18 protein-coding genes are annotated in these 16,777 nt (G+C 64.3%); 9 read left to right on the top strand and 9 right to left on the bottom strand.

Translation table 11 applies throughout. The features are described 5' to 3' along the window. The gene (locus L0D16_RS01555; RefSeq protein ID WP_243029585.1) at positions 1-1,140 is read left to right on the top strand and encodes a BMP family ABC transporter substrate-binding protein; all 1,140 of its coding nucleotides are present in this window, start codon (positions 1-3) and stop codon (positions 1,138-1,140) included. 158 nt (positions 1,141-1,298) lie between these two features. On the opposite strand, the gene L0D16_RS01550 is transcribed toward L0D16_RS01555, so the two are convergent. From L0D16_RS01550 to L0D16_RS01540, 3 genes are all read right to left on the bottom strand, one after another. Then, positions 1,299-2,597 (bottom strand): acetyl ornithine aminotransferase family protein, encoded by a 1,299-nt coding sequence (locus L0D16_RS01550; protein WP_243029584.1) that lies wholly within the window; start codon positions 2,595-2,597, stop codon positions 1,299-1,301. Positions 2,598-2,665: 68 nt separating this feature from the next. After that, positions 2,666-3,214 (bottom strand): NUDIX hydrolase, encoded by a 549-nt coding sequence (locus tag L0D16_RS01545; protein WP_243029583.1) that lies wholly within the window; start codon positions 3,212-3,214, stop codon positions 2,666-2,668. Beyond that, a complete protein-coding gene (locus tag L0D16_RS01540) occupies positions 3,211-3,597 on the bottom strand; it encodes a GatB/YqeY domain-containing protein (protein ID WP_243029582.1) in 387 nt (128 codons plus the stop codon). Before L0D16_RS01540 ends, L0D16_RS01545 begins: the two co-directional genes overlap by 4 nt. A 31-nt stretch (positions 3,598-3,628) precedes the next feature. On the opposite strand from L0D16_RS01540, the gene purH reads away from it, so the two are divergent. Both purH and L0D16_RS01530 read left to right on the top strand, forming a co-directional pair. After that, complete coding sequence (purH, locus tag L0D16_RS01535; protein WP_243029581.1) at positions 3,629-5,119, top strand: bifunctional phosphoribosylaminoimidazolecarboxamide formyltransferase/IMP cyclohydrolase; 1,491 nt, start codon at positions 3,629-3,631, stop codon at positions 5,117-5,119. 67 nt (positions 5,120-5,186) lie between these two features. Beyond that, complete coding sequence (locus L0D16_RS01530; protein ID WP_243029580.1) at positions 5,187-5,330, top strand: hypothetical protein; 144 nt, start codon at positions 5,187-5,189, stop codon at positions 5,328-5,330. Positions 5,331-5,398: 68 nt separating this feature from the next. Here L0D16_RS01530 and L0D16_RS01525 read toward each other — a convergent pair whose 3' ends face one another. The 4 genes from L0D16_RS01525 to L0D16_RS01510 all read right to left on the bottom strand — a co-directional run bounded on the left by L0D16_RS01525 (position 5,399) and on the right by L0D16_RS01510 (position 8,774). Further along, positions 5,399-6,433 carry a fatty acid desaturase gene (locus L0D16_RS01525; protein WP_243029579.1) on the bottom strand — a complete coding sequence of 345 codons (1,035 nt, stop codon included), beginning with the start codon at positions 6,431-6,433 and terminating at the stop codon, positions 5,399-5,401. A 207-nt stretch (positions 6,434-6,640) separates the two neighbouring features. Next, on the bottom strand, positions 6,641-7,093 hold the full coding sequence (dtd, locus tag L0D16_RS01520; RefSeq protein ID WP_243029578.1) for a D-aminoacyl-tRNA deacylase: 453 nt from the start codon (positions 7,091-7,093) through the stop codon (positions 6,641-6,643). 12 nt (positions 7,094-7,105) lie between these two features. Then, positions 7,106-7,948: a DegV family protein gene (locus L0D16_RS01515; protein ID WP_243029577.1), complete on the bottom strand. Its 843-nt coding sequence runs from the start codon at positions 7,946-7,948 to the stop codon at positions 7,106-7,108. Continuing rightward, positions 7,932-8,774, bottom strand: coding sequence for a DegV family protein (locus L0D16_RS01510; RefSeq protein ID WP_243029576.1), 843 nt, complete (start codon positions 8,772-8,774; stop codon positions 7,932-7,934). Before L0D16_RS01510 ends, L0D16_RS01515 begins: the two co-directional genes overlap by 17 nt. Positions 8,775-8,873: 99 nt before the next feature. Between L0D16_RS01510 and serA the strand changes: the two genes are divergently transcribed. The 6 genes from serA (at position 8,874) to L0D16_RS01480 (ending at position 14,844) form a co-directional block, all read left to right on the top strand. Beyond that, entirely contained in the window at positions 8,874-10,439 is a 1,566-nt protein-coding gene (gene serA / locus L0D16_RS01505; RefSeq protein WP_243029575.1) for a phosphoglycerate dehydrogenase, read from the top strand. A 186-nt stretch (positions 10,440-10,625) separates the two neighbouring features. Continuing rightward, complete coding sequence (locus L0D16_RS01500) at positions 10,626-11,069, top strand: GbsR/MarR family transcriptional regulator (protein WP_243029574.1); 444 nt, start codon at positions 10,626-10,628, stop codon at positions 11,067-11,069. Further along, entirely contained in the window at positions 11,066-12,256 is a 1,191-nt protein-coding gene (locus L0D16_RS01495; protein WP_243029573.1) for an ABC transporter permease, read from the top strand. Before L0D16_RS01500 ends, L0D16_RS01495 begins: the two co-directional genes overlap by 4 nt. Position 12,257: 1 nt before the next feature. Next, entirely contained in the window at positions 12,258-12,953 is a 696-nt protein-coding gene (locus L0D16_RS01490) for an outer membrane lipoprotein-sorting protein (protein WP_243029572.1), read from the top strand. A 1-nt stretch (position 12,954) separates the two neighbouring features. Further along, entirely contained in the window at positions 12,955-14,151 is a 1,197-nt protein-coding gene (locus L0D16_RS01485; RefSeq protein WP_243029571.1) for an ABC transporter permease, read from the top strand. Positions 14,152-14,160: 9 nt separating this feature from the next. After that, positions 14,161-14,844 carry an ABC transporter ATP-binding protein gene (locus tag L0D16_RS01480; RefSeq protein ID WP_243029570.1) on the top strand — a complete coding sequence of 228 codons (684 nt, stop codon included), beginning with the start codon at positions 14,161-14,163 and terminating at the stop codon, positions 14,842-14,844. A gap of 31 nt (positions 14,845-14,875) precedes the next feature. Here the strand turns inward: L0D16_RS01480 and L0D16_RS01475 are convergent, their stop codons facing one another. Next, positions 14,876-15,307, bottom strand: a complete 432-nt coding sequence (locus tag L0D16_RS01475; protein WP_243029569.1) for a hypothetical protein — start codon at positions 15,305-15,307, stop codon at positions 14,876-14,878. 9 nt (positions 15,308-15,316) lie between these two features. Beyond that, positions 15,317-16,693: a PucR family transcriptional regulator gene (locus tag L0D16_RS01470; RefSeq protein ID WP_243029568.1), complete on the bottom strand. Its 1,377-nt coding sequence runs from the start codon at positions 16,691-16,693 to the stop codon at positions 15,317-15,319. Positions 16,694-16,777: the final 84 nt, after the last annotated feature.

Below are 16,777 nucleotides of genomic sequence, written 5' to 3'. Positions count from 1 at the left end.
ATGCGGAGGATTTTAGGTTGGCTGTTGTTGGCGTTGGGGTTGGCATGGGCCCAAGGGGATAAGTTGAAGGCCTGCTTCATCTACGTGGGCCCCATCGGGGATGCGGGGTGGACCTATGCCCACGATGTGGGGCGCAAAAAGGCGGAAGCGGCCCTTCCCTGGTTGGAAACCCGGTACGTGGAGAGTGTGCCTGAGGCCCAGGCCCTTCCCGTCATCGACCGGTTCGTGAAGGAAGGGTGCCAGGTGATCTTTGCCACCAGCTTCGGCTACATGGAAGCGGTCCTCGAGGGGGCGAAGAAATACCCGAACGTCATCTTCGCCCACGCCACCGGGATCAAGCGGGCCCCCAACGTGGCCACCTACATGGCCGACTTCTACCAGGTCTACTACCTGAACGGCCTGGCCGCCGGGGCCCTTTCCCGGACGGGCAAGGTGGGGTATGTGGCCGCCTTCCCCATCCCCGAGGTGAAGCGGCACATCAACGCCTTCACCCTGGGGGTTCGGGCGGTGAACCCCAAGGCCCAGGTCCTGGTGCGCTGGATTAACGCCTGGTACGACCCGGCCAAGGCCAGGGAGGCCACGGAGGCCCTTCTGGCCCAAGGGGCGGACGTCTTCACCTTCACCGAGGACACCCCCACGGTGATCCAGACGGCGGCCAAGAAGGGGGCTTACTCCTTTGGCCACTACACCCCCATGCTGAAGTTCGCCCCAGACCACGTGGTCTCCGGCCAGATCGTGCACTGGGATGTGATCTACATTGACTTCCTCAAGAAGGTAAAGGAGGGCGTTTACACCCCCAAGAACCTGGAAAAGGTGGACTACTTCTGGCTCCTGCAGCATAAGGCGGTGGAGATGGGGGCGGACTATGGGGTTCCCATCAATCCCAAGCACGTGCCCCTCTTGAAGAAGGCCCAGATGACGGTGGGGGGAAAGAAGGTCGGCGTCTACGACCGCATCATGGCCCTGCTGAAGGATATGCAGAGCCCGAAGCCCACCTTTGACCCCTTCACCGGTCCCATCCAGGACCGGAAGGGGGTGTTGCGCATCCCGGCGGGCAAAAAGGCCACCCTCGAGGAGCTCCTCACCATGGAGTGGGCGGCCCCTGGGGTGGTGGGGGACTGGCCCGGAGAACCCAGGTAGAACCCCAGGGACTGGGGCCAGGGAGGACTCCCCTGGCCCCGGTTCCCTTCGGCCCGACCCCGGGTGGCACCGCCTTGGGTGGGGATGCGCCTTGCGCGCGGTCCAGAAGGGCTCCCGGGGAGGGGTTGTGGGACCCTTGGCCCTGGAGGGGGATGGGGCTAGAGGGCCTGGAAAACCGCCTCCAGGATCTCCAACCCCAGGGCCGCTTCCTCCTCCGTGAGGATGAGGGGAGGGGCGATGCGCAGGGCGGAAGGCCCGGCGGGAAGGAGAAGAAGCCCCTTCCTGAAGGCCAGCTCCACGGCCTTGTCCCTGAGGTCGGGCCGTTCCTCCTCGGGCGTGCCGAAGTCCAACCCGATCATGAGCCCCCTTCCCCGCACATCCCCCAGGAAGGGGAAGCGCTTTTGCATGCTCCCCAGTTCCCGCAGGAGGAACCCCCCCACCCGGGCGGCGTTGTCCATGAGGCCAGCCTCCAGGAGGTCCAAGGTGGCGTGGGCGGCGGCGGCGGCCACCGCCTGGCCGCCGAAGGTGGTGCCGTGGGCCCCGGGGCGCCAGCTGGAAAGCTCTTCCCGGAAGAGGAGGGCGCTTAAGGGATAGCCGGAGGCCAGGCCCTTGGCCAGGACGTAGACGTCCGCCTGGACTCCTTCGTGTTCCAGGGCGAAGAAGAGCCCTGTACGGCCGGCCCCAGACTGGACCTCATCCGCCACCAGGAGGATGCCGTGCCTTTCCAGCAGGGCCTTTAGCTTGGGGATGAACCCTGGCGGGGGCACCAAATACCCGCCTTCTCCCTGAATGGGCTCCAGGAAGAAAGCGGCCACCTCCTCCGGGGCCACCACGGTGCGGAAGAGGTGCTCCAGGTATTCCAGCACGGTTTTCCCCGCCTCTTGCGGCCTGGCTCCCAGGGGGGGCCGGAAGGGGTTGGGAAAGGGCACGTGCACCACCCCGGGAAGAAGGGGGGAGAAGCCCTTGCGGTAAGCGCTCTTGCTGGCGGTGAGGGAAAGGGAACCCAGGCTTCTGCCGTGGAAGGCCCCGGTGAAGGCGATGAGGTAGGGCCTGCCCGTGTGCTGGCGCACCAGCTTGATGGCGGCCTCTATTCCCTCGGTGCCCGAGTTGCCGAAAAAGACCCGGTAGCCCCCGCCCAATCTGGCCACCAACCTTTCCGCCAGGGAAAGGGTGGGCTCGTGGGTGAAGTCGGAGAAGCACACGTGGGCGAAGCGCTCCGCCTGGGCCTTCACCGCCTCCAGCACCTTAGGGTGGGCATACCCGGTGGTGTTCACCGCGATCCCCGCCATGAAGTCCAGGAAGACGTTGCCGTCTACGTCCTCCAAGAACACCCCCTGCCCCCGGGCGGGAACGAAGGGGTAGGGGCGGATGTAGGAGGAGGAGAGGACGGCCTGACCCCTTTCCAAAAGGGCTTGGGCTTTGGGACCGGGAAGCGAAGTGTGGATGCTGGGTTTCATACGGGGCCAGTCTACCAAGGCCCTGGCCCCCTTCCCAGGCGCATTTTATGCGGTTTGGGCTCGGCTTTTTACAGGAGTCCTTCGGCTTCCAGGTGGGGGCGGGCGTAGAAGAGGGTGAGGGCGGTGGAGGCGTCCTGGATCTCCCCGGCCTGCAGAAGGCGGTAGATGTCCCGAAGGGGGAGTTCCACGGTTTCCAGGAGCTCCCCATCCTCCAGGGCCGGCCTGGCCACCACCTCCGCCTGCAGGGCCAAAAAGGGGTGGAAGACCACGGCGGTGAAGGAGGGTTGGGGGTGGAAGGGAGGGAGGGAGAGGAAGCGCTTGGCCGCGGCCCCCACTTCCTCCAAAAGCTCCCGCCGGGCGGCCTCCAGGGGGGTTTCCCCAGGGTCCACCTTGCCCGCGGGGATTTCCAACAGGAACTTGCCCGTGGGGTGACGGTACTGGCGGATGAGGAGGGCGGTGGCCCTATCGGTCACGGGCAGGACGAAGCTGGCCGCCACCGGCCCCGGGCGGTAGATGTAGGTGAGTTCCTTGCCGGTGTGGGTGCGCACCCTTTCCCTCACCAGCCTGACGGGCTCGCTGAGGATCTCTTCCAGCTCTATCCGCTTCCAAGGGCTCATTTCGCCAAGCGCTCAATCACCCGCCGCACCTTCTCCCCAGGGGCCCTAGGCCCCAGGGCCTTGGTCACCACCCCGATGGCCGCCAAGGGGGTCTTGAACTGGGATAGGTCCAGGTGTTCCCGGATCCAGGCCTCGAGCTCCTCCTCGCTCATCTCCTGGGGCAGGAAGCGGTCCAGAAACTCCACTTCAAAGGTGTTGCCCTGCTCCAAGGCGATTTCCCGCAAGGCCTTCAGCACCTTCACCGCTTCGGCGTCGGGCAGGGGTTTGCCATCCCCTTTGCGGTCCAGCTCCGCCTTCACCACCCGGGCGAAGTCCAGGGTCTTCTGGTCCCGGGCCTTCATGGCCTCCTTGATGGTTTCCTTGATGGCCTCGTAGATGCTCATCCCCCTTAGTCTAGCCGGTAAAATGCCCTTCATGTGGGCGCTCCTTTCCGTTTCCGATAAGAGGGGGCTTGTGCCCTTTGCCGAGGGGCTTTTACGGTTGGGCTTTAAGCTTTTGGCCACCGGGGGGACCTATAGGGCCTTGAAGGAGGCGGGTCTTCCCGTGACCTACATCTCCGACTTTACCGGCTTTCCCGAGGTTCTGGAGGGCCGGGTGAAGACCCTCCACCCCAAGGTGCACGCCGGGCTCCTGGCCCGGCCCGACCAGGAGGAGGAGCTTAGGGCCTTAGGCTTTGACCGGATCGCCCTCTTGGCCGTGAACCTTTACCCTTTTCGGGAGACCGTGGCCAAGGGGGCCAGCTTTGCCGAGGCCCTGGAGCAGATTGACATTGGGGGGCCGGCCATGCTCCGGGCGGCGGCCAAAAACCATGGGGCGGTGCTGCCCGTGTGCGATCCCGAGGACTACCCCAGGGTCCTCGAGGCCTTGGAGGAGGGCCCAAGCCCAGAGTTCCGCAGGGAGCTGGCCCGCAAGGCCTTTGCCCACACCGCAGCCTACGACGCCGCCATCGCCGAGTGGCTGGCCGCGGAGAAGTTCCCCCCCGAGAAGTTCTTGGTCCTAAGGCGGGAAAGCCCCTTGCGCTATGGGGAAAACCCCCACCAGGAGGCCGCCCTTTATCGCGTGGAAGGGGAGCGGGGGCCCCTTTTGGAGGCCCAGGTCCTCCAGGGTAAGGCCATGAGCTTCAACAACTACCTGGATGCGGAAGCCGCCTGGAACCTGGTTTCCGAGTTCGCCGAGCCCGCCTGCGTGGCCATCAAACACCAAAACCCCTGCGGGGTGGCCCTGGGGGAAGGCCCCTTGCAGGCCTACCGGAAGGCCTATGAGGCCGATCCCGTTTCCATCTTTGGGGGCATTGTGGCCTTTAACCGACCCGTGGACGGGGCCACGGCGGAGGCCATGAAGGAGGTGTTCTTGGAGGTGGTCCTGGCTCCGGACTTTACCCCGGAGGCCCTAGCCCTCTTTTCCCGTAAGAAGAACCTGCGCCTGCTAAGGGTTCCCTTGCCCGCCCAAGGGCCCTACCTGGACCTACGCCGCATGCGGGGTGGGGTCCTCCTCCAGGATGCCGACACCCTGGACCCCATCACGCCGGAGGTGGTGACCCAGGAAGCCCCCAGCGAGGCCGAGTGGCAAGACCTCCTCTTTGCCTGGAAGGTGGTGAAGCATGTGCGCTCCAACGCCATCGTGGTGGCCAAGGCAGGCCAGACCCTGGGCATTGGGGTGGGGCAGACCAACCGCTACGCCGCTGCCAAGCACGCCCTCAAGACCGCCAAGGAAAAGGCTAAGGGAGCGGTTTTGGCTTCCGATGCCTTCTTCCCCTTTGACGATGTGGTGCGGCTTGCGGCGGAGTTTGGCATCCGGGCCATTATCCAGCCTGGGGGAAGCGTGCGGGACGAGGACTCCATCCGGGCCGCCGACGAACTGGGCCTGGCCATGGTCTTCACCGGGGTGCGGCACTTTAGGCACTAGGCGCGCCAAAGCCCATGGGCCCTACACCATAAGCCTGGGGCCTAGCCTGGCGCAGCCTGAGGAGGGGATGCGCGCCCGCTTGCGCCTTACGGGAAGCCAGGTGTCCCCCGTGGCCCGGAGGCCTTTGGAGGAGCTGGCCCAGGGGTGCTGCCCTTCACCAGAGCAGAGGGCGCACCTGGAGAGGCCTCCCGGGGACCTTCTAGAGGCTTGAGGGGGAGCATTGGGGCCTTGTGTAGCAAAAAGGAGCCCCAGGGGGCTCCCTTAAACCTAGGGGAGCGCCTAGTAGGCCTTTTTGCCTTGGGCTTCCCTAAGGCGCCTATGGGCTTCCTTAAAGCCCACCAGCTTGCGACTTTCCTCGTCGTAGAGGTGCATGTCGGCAAAGGCGATCTTGAAGGCATCCTTGAGGGTAACCGTGGGGGCCACCTTTACCAGGTCCACCTCTTCCTGCACCTTGGGCAGGAGGTAGTTGGGGATCTTGGGGGCCAGGTGGTGGATGTGGTGGAAGCCGATGTTGCCCGTGAGCCACTGGAGCACCTTGGGAAGCTTCAGGTAGGTGCTTCCCTCCATGGCCGCCTTCAGGTACTCCCAGCGGGGGTCGTGCTCCCAGTAGACGTCTTCAAACTGGTGTTGCACGTAGAAGAGGAAGATCCCAATCATCCCGGCCATGTACTGGATGGGCAGGTAGACCAAAAGAAGGGTTTTCACCCCGAAGAAGACCACGATGCCCGCCAAGAGAAGGGCGAGGAAGAGATTGGTGAGGGCCACGGAGTTGCGCACCGAGGGCTTGTCGGAGCCGTAGCCCAAGGGAAGCCGGTAGGAGAGCATGAAGACGTAGATGGGTCCCAGGAAGAACATGACCCACGGATTGCGGTAGAGCCGGTACTTGAGCCTTTCCCAGGGGCTGGCCTTCAAGTACTCCTCCAGGGTCATGGTGTAAATATCCCCTACCCCCCGCTTGTCCAGGTTGCCGCTGGTGGCGTGGTGCCGGGCGTGGGAAAGTTGCCAGTGGTGGTAGGGCACCAGGGTGAGCACCCCGGTGAAGAAGCCCAGGAGGTCGTTGGCCCACTTCTTGGGAAAGAAGGAGCCGTGGCCGGCGTCGTGTTGCAGGATGAAAAGGCGCACCAGGAACAAGGCGGCCACGAAGTCCAGCAGGAGGGTTAGGGCCACCGATACCGAGAGGGCTTTGTGGGCCAGGTAGAAAAGGAGGAGAAGGGGCAGAAGGGTGTTGGCCACCTGGCGCAGACTCCTCCAGGTATTGGGCTTGGCATAGGGCTTGATGAGGGGGATCCAGTCTTTGGGTTCTACTTTTCTCATACCCACTCCTCTTTCCAAGGAGTGCCTCAGGTTACTCCCGGGATGGATGAGGACCGTGAGAGAGGTTCGCCATGGGGATAGGGGTTTGCCCCTCCATCGGGCTGACTGGCCCTACTCCCCAGGGCTGAAAGGGTGGAGACCAAGGCGGACGGCGGCGCCTGGGCCTCGGGTAGGCCCAAAGGCGCCTCTTTGGGATGCCGAAGCCCATCAACGGGGTCTAGCCTCTGAGTCCAGGATGAGGGTTACCGGGCCGTCGTTCACCAAGTGGACCCGCATGTGGGCCCCATAGACGCCGGTTTCCACGTGCACTCCCTGTTCCAGGAAGGCTTCTATGGCGGCTTCATAGAGCCTTCTTCCCACGTCTGGGGGTGCGGCCTTGACGAAGGAGGGGCGGTTGCCCTTGCGGGTTTCGGCGTAGAGGGTGAACTGGCTCACCAAAAGCGCTTCACCCCCCACCTCCTTTAGGGAAAGGTTCATCTTGCCCGCCTCATCCGGGAAGATGCGCAGGTTTACAATCTTGCGGGCCAGGTACTGGGCATCCTCCACGGTGTCCCCTTGCCCCACCCCCAGGAGGACCAGGAGCCCTAGCCCGATCCTCCCTACCTCTTCGCCATCCACCTCCACAAAGGCTTCCGTGACCCGTTGGATGACCGCTCGCATGCTCTTACCCCCCTAAGGCCTGGGCCCGGCGAAGAGGGCCACGGTGCCAGGGCCAGCGTGGACGCTCACCGCCGCCCCCGCCTTTAACGTACCCAAGACCTCCACCCCTTCTGCCTTCAGGACTTCGCCCAAGGCTTTGGCGCCTTCGGGGTTGCCCGCATGGGCCAGGTAGGTAAGCCCCCCCTGGGGAAAATCCCGGCGGAAAAGCTCGGCCACCTTGCGAAGTCCTTCTTTGAACCCCCGCACCCGGGGCCCCGGGAAGACCCGGCCTCCCTTTACCTCGAGGACCGGCAGGATTTGCAGAAGCCCCCCCACGAACCTTTGCAGGCCCGATATGCGCCCCGAGCGGTGCAGATAGGTGAGGGTCTGGGGAAGGACATAGCCCCGAAGCCTTTCCCGGTAGGGGGCCAGGGTTTCCTCGAAGCGTTCCCAGGCCAGGCCCTTTCCCAAAAGCCTCCTGGCCTCCTCCAGGAGCAGCAGGAGGCCTCCGTTCAAGGACCAGGAGTCCAGCACCTTGACCCGTTCCCCAAACTCCCGGGCCACCGCCATGGCGGTGGCCACGGTGCCGGAAAGGTGCCCGGAAACATGGACCGAGAGCACCCGTTCGTGGCTTTGCAAAAGGGTTTTGTAGGTGGTGCGCAGGTCCTCGGGGGCCACTTGGCTGGTGGAAAGCCGCTCGCCTTGCCGCAAGAGGTCCAGAACCTCCTCGTCGGTGATCTCCAGCTGGTCGCGGAAGGTTTTATCCTTCCAGATCACCTGCTGGGGCACCACATGGATGCCCCGGCTCAGGGCTTCCTCGGGGCTTAGGCCCAGGGTGGAGTCGGCCACGAAGGCCACGTTAGAGGCTGTAGGCATAAAACCCGTAGGTGCCGGGGCCGGTGTGGCTGGCGATCACCGCCCCCAGTTCGCTCACCAGGGCCTCCTCCACGGGAAGGCCTGAGGAAAGGACCATCTCCTTTAGCTCCTTGACCGCGTTCTCCTCGGCACTAAAGAGGAAGAAGGCTCGGATGCGCTTCCTTCCCTGGGCCCAGGTTTGGAAGTCCCTAAGGATCTCCTCCCGGGCCTTCCTTTCCCCCCGGGCCCGGCCTGCTGGTTCCACCCGGCCCTCTTTGAGGGTCAGAATCGGCTTGATGCCCAGAAGGGTGCCCAAGAAAGCCTGGGCCCCGCCGATGCGGCCGCCCCGCTTCAAAAACTCCAAGGTGGCCACGCTGAAGCGCACAAAGTGGTCCTTGCGGATGCGGTCTAGCTCCGAAAGCACCTCCTCCAGGGTGTGGCCTTGGGAAAGTAGCTCGTGGGCCCGGAGCACCATCATACCGATCCCCAAGGAGGCGGCTTGGCTATCAAAGACGGTGACGCGGCCGGGAAAGTCTTGCGCCGCCAGCGTGGCCGACTGGACCGTGCCCGAAAGCTTGGCGGAGATGTGGAGGGAAAGCACGTGGTCGGCCGCCATCAGGGCTTCCCGGTAGGTGCGCTGGAAGTCCTCGGGGGAAGGCTGGCTGGTGGTGGGAAAGGCGGTACCTTCCCGGACCTTTTGGAAAATCTCCGCGGGAGAGATCTCCTCCCAGTCCTTGTAGATGCGCCCTCCCAGGTTCACGTAAAGGGGCACCACCCGCACCCCCAGGCCCTCCCGTAGGGGCTTGGGTAGGTCGGCGGTGGAGTCGGTTACCAGGCCTACCTTCATACCTCCTCCTCTTGGTCCTGGACAGGATACCACGGGTGGGCCCTGGGATGCAGGGGGATTCTTGCCCTAGCGGTGGGTTTCTGCTAGGGTCAAGGGTATATGTGGCGGGTTCTGGTTTCCGACGACATGCGGCTTGGGGATACGAAGTACCCGGGAGTGCTCTTGGACTATCGTCCAGGGATTGGGCGGGAGGAGCTTTTAGAGATCATCCCCGCCTACGATGCCCTCATCACCCGCAGCCGGACCCAGGTGGACGCCGAACTTTTAAAGCGGGGGAAACGCCTTAAGGTGGTGGGCCGGGGCGGGGTGGGGGTGGATAACGTGGACCTCGAGGCGGCAAGCCGCCTGGGCATCCTTGTGGTGAACGTTCCCGAGGCCAACACCCGCTCGGCGGCGGAGCTGGCCTTTGGCCTCCTCCTGGCGGCGGCCCGGGGCATTGCCCTTTCCGACCGCAAGATCCGCGCCGGGGAGTGGGACCGGAAGTTTTTGGGCTTGGAGCTTAAGGGCAAGACCCTGGGCATCATCGGCCTAGGGCGGATTGGAGGCCAGGTGGCCCGCTTCGCCAAGGGCTTTGAGATGCGGGTTCTGGCCTACGACCCCTATATCCCCCGCACCCGGGCGGAAAGCCTGGGGGTGGAACTTTTGGAGGACCTTGCCGACCTCCTCCGGCAAAGCCACTTCCTCACCGTCCATGCGCCCCTAACCGAGGAGACCCGGGGGATGATCGGCCGGCGGGAGCTTTACCTCCTGCCCCGGAATGCGGTGGTGGTGAACGCCGCCCGGGGAGGGATCGTGGACGAGAAGGCCCTTTTGGAGGTACTGGAGGAGGGCCACCTCTTCGCCGCCGGTTTGGACGTGTTTGCGGAGGAGCCTCCCCCCAAGGACCACCCCCTGCTAGGGCATCCCCGGGTGGTCCTCACCGCCCATCTGGGGGCCAACACCATAGAAGCCCAGGACCGGGTGGGGGAGGCGGTCTTGGAACGGGTGGTGCGCACCCTGGAAGGGGATCTTTCCTACGCCTTGAACACGGGGTTTGACCCCGAGGCCCTCCAGGCCCTAAGGGGCTTCCTACCCCTGGGGGAGGCCCTGGGCAAGCTCCTCGCCCAGATCACCCGGGGCCGGCCCGAGGTCTTAGAGGTGAGCTTCCTGGGCCAGTTTGAGAAGGACCCTGAACCCATCGCCAGCGCCGTGGCCAAGGGCTTCCTTTCCCGGGTCTTGGGGGAGGAGATGGTGAACCTGGTTTCCGCAAGGCCCCTTCTTAAGGACCGGGGCATCCGTCTCATCACCCGCAAGGAGGAGCAGGCGGGAGAGTACACGAGGCTTTTGGAGGTGCGCCTCTCCACAGACCAAGAGGAGCGCCGGGCCCGGGGGGTGGTGATGGCGGGCCGGCCCAGGCTGGTGGGTATAGATGACTATGCCCTGGAGGTGGTACCCGAGGGGTACATGCTGGTCTGCGTGAACTACGACCGGCCCGGGGTGGTGGGCCAGGTGGGAACCCTTCTGGGGGAGGCGGGGGTGAATATCGCCGGGATGCAGCTGGGCCGGGACGTGCCGGGGGGAAGGGCCCTTTTTGTCCTCACCGTGGACCAGAAACCCGCTTTGGAGGTGTTGGAGGCGCTTAGGGCCTTGCCGGTTTTGGAGCGGGTGGACCTGGCGGAGCTTTAGGGGTGGATCGGGGAGAGGAGAAGACTAGCACAAGCTAGTTTAATCGTGAAATAACGCACATATCCCCTCCACGGGGCCTAGGCAAAACCCGCCTCGAGGCGGCCGCCCCCAGGCCCGGGGGCCTAAGGAAAGGATTCGTGAAGTTTAGTATTGACAAAACTTACGGAACCCGCCTATCCTGGTTCTATGGACCCCTCCCTAAAACAATGGGTGGAAGAGACGGCCCTACTCTTTGAGGCGGCGGGCCTTCCCCGGATGGCGGGGCGGGTTCTGGCCTTTCTCCTGGTGGCCGAGCCCGCGGAACAAACCGCCAAGGAGATGGCCGAGGCCCTTGCCGCCAGCAAGGGTGCCTTAAGCCCAGCCCTCAACCTCCTCACCCGGCTGCAGCTGGTGGAGCGCCTACGCCGCCCTGGGGAACGCGCCGACCGCTACGCCGTGCGCCCTGGGGCTTGGAGGCGGCTTCTATTGGAGAAGGCCAAGACCCTATCCCTTTACCGGCAACAGGCGGAAAAGGGCCTGGCCCTGGTGGGGAAGGCCAAAGGGGAAAGGCTTAGGGAGATGCGGGCGCTTTATGCCTTCTTTGAGCGGGAGCTCCCCAAGCTTTTGGAGAAGTTTTCGGAGGAGGCATGAGCCTTCTTAAGTTGGCCTGGCGGAATGTGCTTCGGCAAAAGCGGCGCACGGCCCTGTTGTCCTTGGTGGTGGTGTATGTAACCGTGGCCGTTCTTTTTCTGTACGGATTATTGGACGGGTACGGGGAAAGCTTGGTGGAGGCCTATGCCCAGTACGTGCAGGCTCCGGTGGTGGTGGCCAAGGCTGGCTGGTGGCAAGACCCCGATCCGGAGCATGGTCTTGAGGTTCTGCCCACCCTGGCCCACCCCCTCATCCAGGCCCAGAGTCCCCGGCTTTCCCTGTATGCCCTTTTGCGCTCTCCCTACCGTGTGCAGGGTGGGGTGGTCCAGGGAGTGGATCCGGAAGGGGAGAGGGCGCTTTCCCGCGTGCCTTTCAAGGTGAAGGAGGGCCGCTGGCTTAGCCGTTCGGGGGAGGTGGTCCTGGGGTACCGCTTGGCCCAGAGGCTGGATGTACGGCTTGGGGAAAGGCTGGTGGTGGAAACCGGCCAGGGGGCCTTGGGGCTCGAGGTGGTGGGCCTGGTCCAGGCGGGGGTGGGGAACGTGGACTTTGCTGGGGTCTATGTGCACCTGGAGGATGCCAGGAGGCTTTCCGGAAGGGGGATACTGGCCACCCACGTGGCGGTAAAGGTGCCCAGGGGGCAGGAGGCCTCGGTGGCCCAGGAGCTCAACCAGAACCTTCCCCTAGGCCTTAGGGCCAAGGGGGTCTGGGATCTCATGGGCCCCATCCGGGCCGACTATGAAGGAAGCCGCCTGGTCTACCTTCCCCTTATGGGCCTTTTCATGTTGCTGGCCGCGGTGGCGGTGGTGAGCACCGTCTATGTGAGCGTGCGGGAGAGGCTGAGGGAGTTTGCGGTGGTGGAGAGCCTAGGGTTCGCCCCGGCCCGCCTGGCGGCCCAGGTGGCCTTGGAGGCGGCCTTGGCCAGCGGCGTTGGCCTAGTGGCTGGGCTTGTGTTGGGTTACGGCCTCCTTTGGTACACCTCCACCCATGATGTGTTCGGTCCCCTGATGCGCCTGTCGGTGGAGCTTTTACCTGAAGCCGGGCTTTCCGAGCACCTTTATACCGCCTTTAGGCCCGTTTACGGTCTTTACGCCAGCTTGGTGGTGGCCCTTTCCGCTCTGCTGGCCCTTCTCTTTCCCGGAAGGTTGCTGCTTGGCCTCGAGCCTTCCCACTACGTCAAGGGGGAATGAGATGAAGGGGATGCTCTTCTACCTCCCGGTTCTTTTAGCCCTAGCCTCGGCCCAAACCCCGCTGGAGAAACTCCGGATAGCCCTGGACCGGCTGCGGGGGCCGGCCCACCAGGGGGTGTATGAGCTCCAGGTGGAGCGGCTAGAGTTCGTGCGCACCTACCGGCTCAGGGTTTACACCGATGGCAAGAGAACCCATCTCCGGGTCCTGGAGCCCGGGAACGAAGCGGGCCAGGCCTTTCTTTTCTTGGGGGAGGACCTCTACCTTTACGATCCCAGGTTGGGTCGCACCCTGCGCCTGCCCCCTGCGGGCCGGGGGGAGCGGTTTTTAGGTTCGGACCTCACCTTTCAGGACCTCATGGGCCGGGATCTGGAGGAGTTTTTCCAGGTGGCCGAAACCCAAGGAATTTTGGTGCTGACGCCCAAACCCGCAGCCCCTACCCCCTACGGGAAGGTGGAGGTGCACTTAAAGGAGGGTTTGATTGAGCGCATCCTCTATTACGACCAGCGAGGCCAGGCGGTGCGGGAACTTAGGCTTGCCGGTTACCAGGGTCTGAACGGGGCCTACCTTCCCCGGGAGATGGAGCTGAGGGACCTCAAGCGGCCTGGTCACCGTACCCTCTTGCGGATCGCAGAGATCCAGGTGGGGGCCGTGCCAGAGCGGTGTTTTAATCCTCTGTACCTGGAAAGGGGGTGTTAGGATGCTGCGGCTCGCCTGGCGCAACCTCCTCAGAACCCCAGGGCGCAGTTTGGTTACGGGTGGGGTGGTGGCTTTGGTGGTCTTTCTGTCCTTGCTTTTCCTCTCCGTTTACGCTGGGGCTTTTGACGCATTTTACCGCCTTCTTTTGGAAAGGACCGGGCATTTGTTGGTCCGGGTGGAGGATTATGAGGACAAAACGGACCTTGAGAGCCTTACCTTCCTGCCTCCTTCCTTGCCCTTACCCCCGGGAGCCGAAGTGGAAGGGGTGTTGGAGGGAGGAGGCTTGGCCATCGTCGGGGGGCGGAACCGTACGGTGGTGATCACGGGTATGGAACCCCGGGGCCTGGCCCGGCAGCAGGGTCTTCTGAAGGAGGGGGGCCTCCCTCGAGCCTCAGGAGAAGCCCTCTTGGGGGAGGCTTTGGCCCAGGCTCTCCAGGTGGGCTTAGGTGATGAGGTGGTGGTCTACGCCCCCGGGGGGTTTGGTCTTGGGGTGTATGCCTTCCGCGTGGTGGGGCTTTTGGATTTTCCGGAGACCCACCTCGAGGCCCAGACCCTTATGGTTCCCCTGGAGGATGCCCAGGCTCTTCTGGCCCCAGGCCGGGTGAGCCGGTTGGAGATTCGGCTTCCTGGGCTTGGGCTTTACGATCTAAAGGCTCTGGAGGAAGTTAAGACGGCCCTGGCTCCCCACTTGCAGGGGCTGAAGGTGGAAACGTGGCTTGAGGCTAACCCCGTCTACGCCGCCTTGCTCCCCTTATACGACACCATCATGGCCATTTACGTGGGCATCTTCTTTGTTCTGGCAGGGCTGATCCTCTTCAATGCCCTTTACCTTTCCCTGGTGGAAAGGGTGCGGGAGTTTGGTCTATTGGCGGGCTTGGGCCTTAGCGGGAGGCGGATTTTGGGCCTGGTTTTCTGGGAGAGTTTCCTTTTGGTGGGGGTGGCGGCCTTGCTGGGTATGGGGGCGGGGCTACTCGTGCATTTGGAGCTGGCCGATGGCTTCCGCCTGCCCTTGCCCCAGTGGATGCTGGAACAGTACCGGGAGTTCGGCCTGCCGGAGGTGCTCTACGGCCGGCTGGGGGTGAAGGAGGTGCTCCTTACCCTGGGCTATGCGGTGGGGGTAGCTCTATTGGCGGCCTTATGGCCGGGGTATGTGGCCTCGAGGCTCGAGCCGGTGGAGGCCATGCGTTACGTTCCCTAGGAGGAAAGTATGCCTATCATTGAGGTTAATAGGGTGCGGAAGGTGTACCGGGGCGACGGGGTGGAAACCGTGGCCCTTAGGGGGGTGGACCTGACGGTGGAGGCGGGGGAGTTCACCGCCTTGGTGGGGCCTTCGGGTAGCGGGAAAAGCACCCTTCTCCATCTCCTGGCGGGCCTGGACCTGCCCACGGAAGGGGAGGTCTGGGTAGGGGGGGTATGGCTTTCCCGGCTGTCCCGGAGTGAGCGGGCCCGGGTGCGCCTGGAGAGGATCGGCCTGGTATTCCAGGCCTACAACCTGCTTCCCGTCCTCACCGCCTTGGAGAACGCCGCCTTGATTCTGGAGTTTAGGGGTGTCCCCAAGGCCGAGCGGGAGAGGAGGGCCCTTGCGGCCTTGGAGGCTTTAGGCCTGAAGGAGAAGGCGGGCCGCTTTCCCCGCCAGCTTTCGGGAGGGGAGCAGCAGCGGGTGGCGGTGGCCCGGGCCTTGGCCGCTGAGCCCCTCCTCATCTTGGCCGACGAGCCCACGGCCAACCTGGATTCCAAAAATGGTCTGGCCTTGATTGAGCGCATGAAGGCCCTGAACCGGGAGCAGGGGGTGACCTTTCTCTTCTCCACCCACGACCCCAGGCTTTTGGAGCATGTGAAGCGGATCGTACGCCTGGAGGACGGAGCCATCGTGGGGGAGGAATGGCGTTAGTAAGGGGGGATGGCGGGGGCGTTCCCGGGCCTTAGCGCTTTTTCCCAAAGCCGTAGACCAGCTCCTCCCCCTTGCGCACCACCAGGAGGATGGCGGACCGGTCCAGGCTGTCCTTAAGCAGGTACAGGCTGCGCACCTCCCCGTCCACGGTTTTTTCCTCCTGCCGTTCCACGAAGTAGCCCGCGGCGGCGAAGCTGGTGAGCACCTGCTGCACGAAGGCTGCATGGAGCCTGCTGGCGATCCCTTTGGCCACGAAGGCCTCGAGGGCGTACCCCTTGGCCTCGGGGAAGCGAAGGAGGAGGGGCTCGGGGCTTTTGGCCTTATAGCTCCCCGTGGGCAGGCGTACGGCGGGGTCCAGGCTGGAGGCCAGGGCCACCACGGTGGTGGCCTCCAGGAGGGTTTGGGCGAAGCTAGCCCCGCCCAAAAGCAGGAGGACCAGGAAAACCATCTTGGGTTGTCGCATGCCCGGATTTTACCCCATCAGGAGGTCGCGGGCCCTTAGGGCCAGGTGCACCTGGGCTAGGACCTCGGGCCGGGAGAGAGGGCCAAGGACCTCTTCCAGCCGCTTCAGGCGGTAGCGCAGGGTGTTGGGGTGGATGTGGAGGGCATAGGCGGCTTCCTCCACGCTGCCCGTGGCCATGTAGACCTCGAGGGTCCTTAAGAGCTTGGGCGGAAGGGGCAGGTAGCGATCCACCAGGGCCTTCAGGTCCTCGGGGGACTGTTGCAGGAGTACGAAGGCCACGGGGTCCAGGCCGCTGAAGGAAAGGGCCTCACCTGTGCGGGCGGCCTTTAGGGCGATGAGGGCTTCCCGGTAGGCGGTTTGCACCTCTTCCCCGGCGGCATGGACCGCGGAGTAGCCCAGGCGGCTTCCCGGGGGCAGGGCAGAAAGAAGGCTTTGCGCCTCCTTTTGGGGGTTATGCACCTGCCACATGGCCACCAAGCGGTTACCGCGGATGGTGAGGAGGTAGGGGACCCCCAGACGATCCAGGAAGGTGCCCGCCCGGCGGCGGAGCTCTAAGGTGGCCTCCCGCCTCCTTTCCTCCGCCAGGCGGTGGCGCCCGGGCACCGCCTTTGGCTCCACCAGGGCCAGGACCCATTCCACCCCTTCGGTGAAGCCAAAGGCGAAAAGTCGGTCGGATTCCGCCTCCCCTAGGATCAGCCCTTCCAGCAAAGCCCCACCCAAGGATTCCTCCCGCATCCTCTCCAGGGAGCGCTCCAAGGCCCGTACCTTCAGCAGGCGGGCCGCCACCTCCAGGAGGCCTCGAGCCCGTCTGCGCTCCCCTTCCTCCCCGTAGGCCACCAAGAGCCCTTCCCCCGCTTCCCAGGCGGTCCATTCCCTGCCTTCCCCCGGTTCCCGGGGGTGCTGGGCGGGCACGGGGCCGGCGAAGCCCAGCACTTCCCCCCAGGGGGCTACCCGGGCCAAGGCCAGGCCGGTGGCTTGGTGGAGAACTTCTAGGAAGGGTCTATCGGGTAGCTTGATGAGGAGGTCCAAGAGGCTGGCCAGGCTCATCCCTGCCCCCAGGTGGAAGAGGCGCAGGGCCACGGCCTTGGCCAGTTCCTCCCGCTTTAGCCAGGGGGGATGGGCGGCCACCCCTAGGCCTTCCTTGCGGGCAAAGTCCAAAAGTTCCGGGTCCGGATGGGAAAGGAGGAAGCCCGAGGCGGTGCGGTAGCGCCAGAGGTTCCCCTCGGGCCGGAAGAGGAGAAGGGCTCCTTCCAGGGGCAGGAGGGGCTTGGGCTCCTCCAGGAGGTAAAGGACGGGGCGGTCTGCAGGGGCTAAAACCTCGAGGCCCAGCTCCTCGGCCAGGGCCTGGAAGGCGATGGAGGAGGAACCAAAAACTGACTCAGCCATTGTTAATAAGCACAATAAACCTTTAGGCAGGAGCAAGCAAAGGGTGGCCTTTTGTGCTTTTGCACAAAAAGGATGGTTGTGTTC

This window comes from Thermus altitudinis, from assembly GCF_022760835.1.
Taxonomy (GTDB): domain Bacteria; phylum Deinococcota; class Deinococci; order Deinococcales; family Thermaceae; genus Thermus; species Thermus altitudinis.
This window is presented reverse-complemented; position numbering and strand designations above follow the sequence as displayed.